The 8,983-nt window shown below is 41.6% G+C and carries 5 protein-coding genes and 1 pseudogene; all 6 read left to right on the plus strand.

Annotated elements, in window-relative coordinates; translation table 11 throughout:
- A pseudogene (locus tag LC574_RS13285) lies at window positions 1-380 on the plus strand (succinate dehydrogenase/fumarate reductase flavoprotein subunit); the annotation flags it as partial.
- Between the two features lie 151 nt (window positions 381-531).
- Window positions 532-1,575, plus strand: a complete 1,044-nt coding sequence (locus LC574_RS13290) for a hypothetical protein (protein WP_229453961.1) — start codon at window positions 532-534, stop codon at window positions 1,573-1,575.
- Window positions 1,572-4,490, plus strand: a complete 2,919-nt coding sequence (locus LC574_RS13295) for an ATP-binding protein (RefSeq protein ID WP_229453962.1) — start codon at window positions 1,572-1,574, stop codon at window positions 4,488-4,490. The genes LC574_RS13290 and LC574_RS13295 overlap by 4 nt, the downstream gene beginning before the upstream one ends.
- Complete coding sequence (locus LC574_RS13300; protein ID WP_229453963.1) at window positions 4,462-6,684, plus strand: RNaseH domain-containing protein; 2,223 nt, start codon at window positions 4,462-4,464, stop codon at window positions 6,682-6,684. Before LC574_RS13295 ends, LC574_RS13300 begins: the two co-directional genes overlap by 29 nt.
- Window positions 6,685-6,918: 234 nt before the next feature.
- Window positions 6,919-7,881, plus strand: a complete 963-nt coding sequence (locus tag LC574_RS13305) for a protochlorophyllide reductase (protein WP_229453964.1) — start codon at window positions 6,919-6,921, stop codon at window positions 7,879-7,881.
- Window positions 7,882-8,444: 563 nt separating this feature from the next.
- Window positions 8,445-8,909 (plus strand): DUF29 domain-containing protein, encoded by a 465-nt coding sequence (locus LC574_RS13310; protein ID WP_229453965.1) that lies wholly within the window; start codon window positions 8,445-8,447, stop codon window positions 8,907-8,909.
- The last annotated feature ends 74 nt before the right edge of the window (window positions 8,910-8,983 follow it).

Genomic DNA, 8,983 nt, shown 5'->3' on the forward strand with positions numbered 1-8,983 from the left:
GTCAAGCCTTCCAGGATTGTATGACTGAGTACTGCGGCGTTTTCCGCACTGAAGCTTTAATGAGTGAAGGGTTACACAAATTAGAAGAAATACAACAGCGATATCCGCAAATTTATTTAGATGACAAAGGTAGTTGCTGGAATACAGAACTTGTGGAAGCTTTGGAATTGCGAAGTTTGATGGTAGTGGGACAGACTATTTTAGCATCAGCTTTAAATCGCCAAGAGAGTCGTGGCGCTCATTTCCGCGAGGATTATTCCGAGCGAGATGATACCAACTTCCTCAAACACACAATGGCTTACTATTCACCAGCAGGAATTGATATTCAATATCGACCGGTGGCGATTACTATGTTTGAGCCAAAAGAGCGGAAGTATTAGCCAAAAGTAAATTTATGTGAGAAATCGAGGGGACTACAAAAATTTTGTCCACCTCGATGAATAACAACGTGATTATAAATATTCTTAAAGCCTGAAAAATAGTTCAAATGTATTAAAATAACGGTCAATATCGCTATATAAAAGTCTGGATATGCAATTCAGTGAGGACGAAATTCTGTTCATCAAGTTATGTAAAGGACTTGTGCAGATTTGTGATCGCATCAACCGAGGTGAGCCAGCTTATCTAGTCGAGGACTCACAACCGTTTCCACAGCCATTATATGAAGCATTTCAAGGATTGAGTTTGAAATGGATACTGCGGGATGAGGAAATGCGACATCCAGCTATATTGTGTATGGTTGAGGGGGCCAGACAGTCAGTAGAGGCAGTTGAGCCAGACTTTTCCGAGTTCGTCGATTATCCTGAAGACCCATTAATTGGAAATATGACGCGCCCCTCAGAGGAATGCGAAGCTTGGGCTAGCAGATACGCACTAAATTTGGAACGAGAGCAGAATCAAAGCTACATTCCACGCCTAATGGCAGAAATTGAGCGACTTAGCTTACCCCACAGTACCTACACACTTTTCCGTCGATTTATTGCTGAGAACCCATTTCCTTCGGATTTAATAATTGCCTTATTTCGCTCTAATAATCCTGATATCGAGCCAGTTTTAGACCTATTGATGCAAGCATATCGGGATGCACCACCGCAATCTGAGTCAATGCCATTATGCAAGACTTGCGGTGGATATTTGGATTGTGCCGCACGAGATATCGAAGGCTGTTGTGAACCATTGGAAGGGCGAGTAAATAGAGCACCGATAGAAGATACCGTCATCTGCCTAATTAGACCTTCCCTCATAGAATTGCGTTTAGCTCGAACTCTCGAAAAAATGGGATTGCAAGTAGAACTATGGCCAGAACTAGACAAGGCTGATCTGAAAGTGACACTACCGACTGGAGATATTTGGGCAATTGACGCGAAAGATTGGGGAAGCGCCACCATGTTAGCTAGAGAATTAAATCAAGATACGATTCCAAATATTGGCCAGTCTCAATCATTCTTTGTAGTCCCAGATTACCGATGGACAAATTTAGCATACCAAGCAGCTTTTAAAAGTCGGTATAAGGGAAATTTGCCTGTTTTTTCAGAGTCAGAATTAATTAAGTGTGTCAAGGGAGTTTTGAAGTGAGAGATAGCAGTACTTTGAATGAGGTGCTAAAAAAAGCAATGGGAGGTGAATCACCACCGATTGAGATGAAATTTTCCGATTTCGCCCGTACAGAATTAATGCTTCATGCTCTGTGGACTCATTTCCCTGACCAACCTATTCGGAAAGCACATTTACTGATGCAAGGCTACCGAGAGCCAGGTATTACAGATGCACAGTGGGATATTTTGAAGCATCTACGCCATTTAGCGCCAGAATTCCGTAGTTCAATTAGCTGGGAAATTGCTCTCCGTAGATATGATGAGGCTGCCAAAAGTTCGGCTTCTGGTTGGCTAGGTTTTGACATCGACTACCCACGAAACAAAATTACGCCAACAAAAAAGATGGCATTGGCTCGGTATGACCTATACGAAAGGCTTCTGACTCAAGAGCCAGTGAAGTTTCGACAAACGAAATACAGACCAGCCCCGGCTGGTGACTACGAGTTCAACATTAATCCACAGCAGACGCGCACAATCAGAATTTCAAAAGAAATTGCCAATATTGGTGTAAAATATGCCACTCAAATTCCCAGCATTAATCTTTCCAAGGATCGTCAGTCCATCAAAATACCCCTAACTGATTTGATTAAGAAAGGAACTGAATTGAAACCTATTTTAGGATACGACGCAGGGCAAATACTTAATCAGTCAACCTATTGGGATATTCAACATGATCAAGAAGCTAGAGAGATTTATATTGATGGAGAAGGTCATATTTTAGGCCCGACTGGAAGCGGCAAATCCACCCTCATTGATTGCCTAGTTGCACTCTTGGTAGATAGCAATAAAAGAGTTGCGATTGCTACAAATAGTGTAGGTGAAGTGCAGAACTGGCTTGAATTTGCTCAAAAAGTTGGGATCAGGGCAGTTCCGATTATTGGAGAATCGGAACGACACAAGCACCTCAGCCGATTAAATCAAGCTGTAATGTTCAGTAACAAACAGCAGCCTTTCACCCATCCTGGTTTTAAATGGCTGTCACAATCCTGCCCATTGTATAGCTTGGCACAGCCTCAGATTCCACAAACATCAAATGGTCAGCGCAGCAGACCACCATGCTTCGGCAAGCTACAAGATGTTAATGATCCGAATAAGGTTTACAGTTGTCCCCTAGCTCCTATTTGTCCCAGACATATTAAAGCTACTACATTAGAAAATGCCCAACTGATAGTTGGAACTTTACAAGGGTTTATTCAGAAGAAAGTTGCTCCACACAATTTGACTGAAAATATTACCATCCTTGAATATTTGGCACTAACAACAGATTTGTTCATCATTGATGAAGTTGATCTTGCTCAACCCAAGCTAGATGAAATTTTCTATCCCACAGAGACACTTGCATCTTTCGAGTTGTTTCAAGATACATGGACAAGAACCGAATCTTATCAACATGTACATGGTCTGATGGAAGGCGAAGTGGTTGTTCCAGGGAGATATCGCGATCCTTATTTAGAACAGTCAGAAGATCAACGACATTTAGCCAACCGAGGAATTGGGGCTTTAATGTATTTGATGAGAAATATTACAAACACAATTAAAGGTAAAAGTTCTCGTCAAGAAATTGAAAAACTGTTAAAAGCATATACCCAGGAAGGAAGATTGTTTACAGCTTGGACATTTTTTGAGAAGTTGGCTGAACAACTTTCAGGATTAGCACATGTTCAAAGTAGTGCCAACAAAATCCGAAAACAAACTTTATCTAAATATCAGCGTAACTACGATCGCTACCGTGAAATTTTTAAGCGAATACAAAATAATCCTGTTAGTCCTGACACCATTGGTCTTAACTCTAGTGACACAGTAATTGCAGAACGTTTAGCATTAGTTTCTGGAGCATTATTAGCGGGAGACTTGCTCACTACAGTACCCCATCCTAACTGCAAAAAGTTTATTCAAACAACGCGATGGGATATTAAATTTGAACAACTAGAATCTGATGTCGAGCGCTTTATAGACAACCTTGCTAAATTGCTGCAACTAGCCATTTATGCAGCCCATGTATTAGGTGCATTAGGTAAGCACGTATCTGCTAGAGGTTACGCTAGCGTTGACCTGGAATCTACCTTACCAATAATCCCTCCAAGTGACTTTGAAAGCTTGCTACCTAATTCTCCTGTTGGTTCTGTGACTAGTGCTCAATTCCTCAACAGACAACTTAGGATATTTCGTGGGATTGCCTTGGGTAGGTCACTTCTAAGCCAATGGAATTCTATCTTCAGCATAGATGGGCTGACTCCAGCAAATTTGTTAGTTACATCAGCAACTAGTTACTCAGGAGATACCGAACAATCATATCCTTTTCATGTGCAATTAAAGCCAACTTTGTTAATAGAACCGCCTCCTGAGAAGTCTAAAGCGGTAGCGCATGACAGCGAATTCTTTTATTGCCCCGTTGTCGATGATGCAGGAAATCCTGTCTTTATCTCCGGTAGTCAAGGAGATGATCGGCAGGAGAACATTAGCCACATGATTGCAGGACTTTGCCGTAAAAGCAAACAAGGCAAGCCACTACTTGAGCAATTTCAAGATTATTTAGCAGCAAACGTCGGTAGCGATCGCAAAAATCTGTTAATTGTGACAAATAGTTATGCAGAAGCTAAGGCGTTTTACAACTCTCTAAAAAATCCCTATCAAGATAGGGCATCTTACGTTGTTCAAGATGGTCGCTGGGTTTCAGAGGATCAGGTTTCTCGGTCTAAACTCACTGAGTTTCCAGGCCGTGGTAAGGAGTTTTTAATTGCGCCAATGGGTGCTATATCTCGTGCTATTAACATGATGCATCCCCTAACTGGAGAGCCCTACTTTGGTGGTATGGTGATTGCTGTTAGACAGCACCCTAGCCCAGACGATAATCAAACAGTTATCAGTGGGGTTAATAAGGAAACGATGGACTGAAGCAGCACCTAATCATCTTGAATTTTGGGCACCTTCTTGGGCGATCGCTTGGGAACTCAGCAAGCACGAATATCAACTAGGAGAAAATTCATTCAAATTTTTATTTGGCCCAGGACAAAGCGGAAATACAGTTGAACTTGTATCTTGGCCACCGATTCCAAATATACATGGTCATCGAGCATCTGTGGCGCTTGTTATATCGACTCAAAGTGACATAGATCCTAAAAAAATCAACCTTCACTTTCAGATGAAGCGTTGGATAGTTAAACAAGGAAAGGACTCAGATATTCGGTTAGAGAAGCTTACTACAAGATGTTATGTCCGCAGATTACGCTCTTGGCTAGGAGACTATAACCTACTACAGCCAAATGCCTTCACGGTTCTAGAAGCAAATTACCGTCGGGAAGGAACTGAGTATGTTCCACAATGGAAAAACCGACAGGTCAGCCAAATTTTAGAAAGTTTATCAGTGCAAATTCCAAACATCACGGATGTCTTGGCAAACCCATTAAATTTTATTGAAACAGACCAGACAGATATTTTGGTTCCTGCACGAGTCTACCAGAAGGCGGGATGGGGAACAGGATTTACCTTTGGGGATGAGAGAACATTACTTGAACAAATTAAAAATATTTTGCCACCTAGCGTAGTAATTTCTGCTCCCTGGAAAAGGATTTCTGTTGATGGGGATTTGAAAAAATCTATTAGGCAACGATTTAAGGACACGCCAACTATTTTTAGACCTAAACCTTCCAAAAATGAACTTCCTAAGATTGACAAGGAATTAAAAGTCTTCCTAACTGAGCGAGCAAATAACTTAACTATTCAAGTACGTTACCGCACAGAAGAAGTCCGAGACGCTCTTGCATTAGTTGCCAAGCATTACTTTGGGGACAGTCTCAATCTAGAGTTTTATACATCTGAAGGTTTAGCCGATCCTTTAGTAGAGATGGAAAGAAACGGTCGAACAGTTATCATTGACCGTCATATTCGAGAATTTGGGCAGCAGAATCAACCCGAACATCCAATGCCGATGATCGTAGAAATTCTATCTCCAGATCATCCTAGATATCGTGGTAATCAAGATCCAAAACCTTATCTAAAATCTCTTTTACCTAAATATAATTTTATTCCTCAGTGCATCTTATCCACGGAAATTGGCACTGATAATGAAACAGGAAAAACTAAGATAAATGGAGATTTGCAAAAAAGTCTTTATAATCGTGCTCTTGCTACAATCCTGGATGCCATTTTGCCATTCGGCCTAAATTATCCTTTATCAACTCCTGATGATAACACCGTCTATGCTGGTTTGTATGTAAGTCGGCGGAACCAAAGAACAGCAGACCAAAGTTTTAATGAGCCGATTTTAGCGGTAATTTATAAGAATGAAGTCAGTATGTTATTGCCTCAGAGAGACCTGCATTTTAGAACCACACCTGAAACAATTTGCGAATTAGCAAAGCACAGAACATCTAATAACGTTAATTATGATCGAGTCATCAATAATATGTTGGCCACGTTGATCCAGACATACTCTGATGCTGACGATATTTATCTATTTGTTCACGGTCAAAATGCTCGTAGCTATTGGTCTTGGTTACAAGATAGCAAGTTCAAGCCGGATAAACCACCAACAAACAAAATCCACATTGTTCGTATACGTGACAAGATGAATAATGAAGTTCCGCAAGGATATGGACTGGCAACAAAACAGGAAACATTCATAAAAGGTGCAGCTTCTTTTACAAAAGGAATTTTCATTCCACAAAATTGCGATCTAAATGCAACTGAGTTTACTCAAACTATCCTAAGCATTGCTGAAAAGTCTGATACTAATAAATTAGCTAAGGAGATGAGCCGTTATCAGGCTTGGATATCGAGGACATACGAAAAATCAACTAACAAAGATGGTAAATCAATAAATAAACGTGATCCGAAAACAGGCAAATGCATTATCAAAAACACTGCTCACAATCCATCTCCAAGAAAAGATTGGAAAGCTCCGCAGCCACGCGCTCATAATATCCTAGCAACGCCATCACCAGATAAATTCAAACTTCATCATGTAATTACACATTATCTCAGATCCTGTCATTGGTGGACTTCTGCTGAATGTGGGTATCCTTTACCTCTCTCATTAGCTGAAAAGCCTAAAGAGTGGTGTTTTAACGATGCCGAATTGGAAAATTAAGAATAATGTTCGCAAACAAGAGCAGCGATCGCCTACCTAAAAGTTATCTGTGAGCATTGAGTATCAAGATGAATATGAGCTTAATATTTCGCAAACAAGTTAGCTAAAAACCTTGATTTAAATGCTTATTTATTACCAAATATTAAACTCATATTTACAAAAATAAATATTGGTACAACTCAGTGATGTAAAATCCTGAAGATAGGAAAAGGTGATTAACAGAGTCTGAATAGAATGGTACAGGATAGGAAGTCAACGGTTGTAATCACAGGTGCATCTTCAGGGGTCGGTTTGTACGCTGCCAAGGCTCTTGTTGAAAGGGGATGGTATGTAGTGATGGCTTGTAGGGATATAGCGAAGGCTCAACTTGCAGCCCAATCTGTGGGAATCCCCCACCAGGGCAGCTACACCATTATGCATATCGATCTTGGCTCTTTGGAAAGTGTTCGACAATTTGTAAATAACTTCCGAGCAAGCGGCAACTCCCTAGACGCTTTGGTATGCAACGCCGCAATTTATATGCCTTTGTTAAAAGAGCCACTGCGAAGCCCAGAAGGATTTGAGTTAAGTGTTGCTACAAATCACCTGGGACATTTCCTTTTGTGCAACCTGATGCTAGAGGATCTGAAGAAGTCATCTTCAGAGCCAAGGCTCGTAATTTTGGGAACTGTCACCCACAATCCAGATGAACTGGGTGGAAAGATTCCGCCGCGTCCTGACTTGGGCGATTTGCAAGGCTTTGCAGAAGGATTTAAAGAGCCAATCTCGATGATTGATGGCAAGAAGTTTGAACCCGTCAAAGCTTACAAGGACAGCAAGGTTTGCAATGTGCTGACTATGCGAGAACTGCATCGGCGCTATCACGAGTCAACGGGTATCGCCTTCAGCTCTCTCTATCCGGGATGTGTTGCAGAAACGCCGCTATTTAGAAACCACTATCCCCTATTTCAGAAAATCTTCCCTTTATTCCAGAAGTACATCACTGGGGGATATGTGTCTCAGGAATTGGCGGGAGAACGGGTTGCTGCGGTAGTTGCCGATCCTGAGTACAATCAATCTGGTGCTTATTGGAGTTGGGGAAATCGCCAGAAGAAAGATGGCAAGTCCTTTGTTCAAAAAGTCTCTCCTCAAGCCCGCGATGATGAAAAAGGCGATCGCACGTGGGAACTAAGCGCCAAGTTGGTTGGACTAGCATGACCGAACAGGATGCAATAATTTGATTTTTACTTGATTAGGACTTACGCGAAAACCCTCTCAAACTCTCATTCCTCCGTGACCTCTGCGCCGCGCCAGTTGCTTCAAGTCGGGGAACCCGCCCAACGCACTGGCTTCTCTGTGGTTCGTTTTCCGTTACCCGTGCGTAAGTCCTATTGATAATGACCTTTAAAGGTGAGGTGAGTGATGGCAAAGGTAAAACGCAGCGTTGGAGAAGGTTTTGATTAACCGTTCCACTCGATGCTGATGAATCAACAGAACATCGCAAAATTTACATACTAGAACGCGAGACTACACCTCTGGCAAAATCAATACCTCCCAATTCTTAGAGTCCGTAGGGTGCGTTACACTCTGTTAACGCACCGATGTTAATTGTAAAGATATAAGTAGATGGATATAAATAAATATAAGATAGTTCGTCATTGCGAACGAAGTGAAGCAATCGCAAAGACTGAGATTGCTACGCTTAACTTCGTTCCGCTCGCAATGACATCTTACATTTAATTGTGTCTACTTACTTACGAGAAATTATCTAACCATTTCCGATGGAAACTGCCATGTCTTCTTTAAAGGCGCATTCCCAAACGCTATATGACACGGATTACTTGCAATGGATACAAACGACTGTGGAAAAATTGCAAAGTCACGACTACGCGAACGTGGACTGGGAAAACCTCATCGAAGAAATTGCCGACATGGGAAGGAGTGAGCGTCGGAGTCTCAAGAGTAATCTGATTGTAATTCTGGTGCATTTGCTCAAATGGCAATTTCAGCCTGAAAAGAGAAGCGGTAGCTGGGAAGGAAGCATCATTGAACATCGTAGACGTGTCAAAGAAGCTCTAGATGATTCGCCTAGTCTCAAATCCTATTTTGAGAGCGTCTTTGCAGAGTGTTATGCACAAGCGGTTAAGCAAGCAAAAGCTGAAACTGGTTTGTCAGTGGAATCCTTTCCTCTGGTGTGTCCATATCAGCTACCAGAAGTCATAGATGATGAGTTTTTACCTCAGTAAGCACTGAATCAGGCTATATGTGTCGCTTCATTCTCTGTATAGTTATACCTCTCCATTCCCTACTCTTGACTTCT

It is taken from the genome of Nostoc sp. CHAB 5715 (genome assembly GCF_020829685.1).
Taxonomy (GTDB): Bacteria; Cyanobacteriota; Cyanobacteriia; order Cyanobacteriales; family Nostocaceae; genus Nostoc.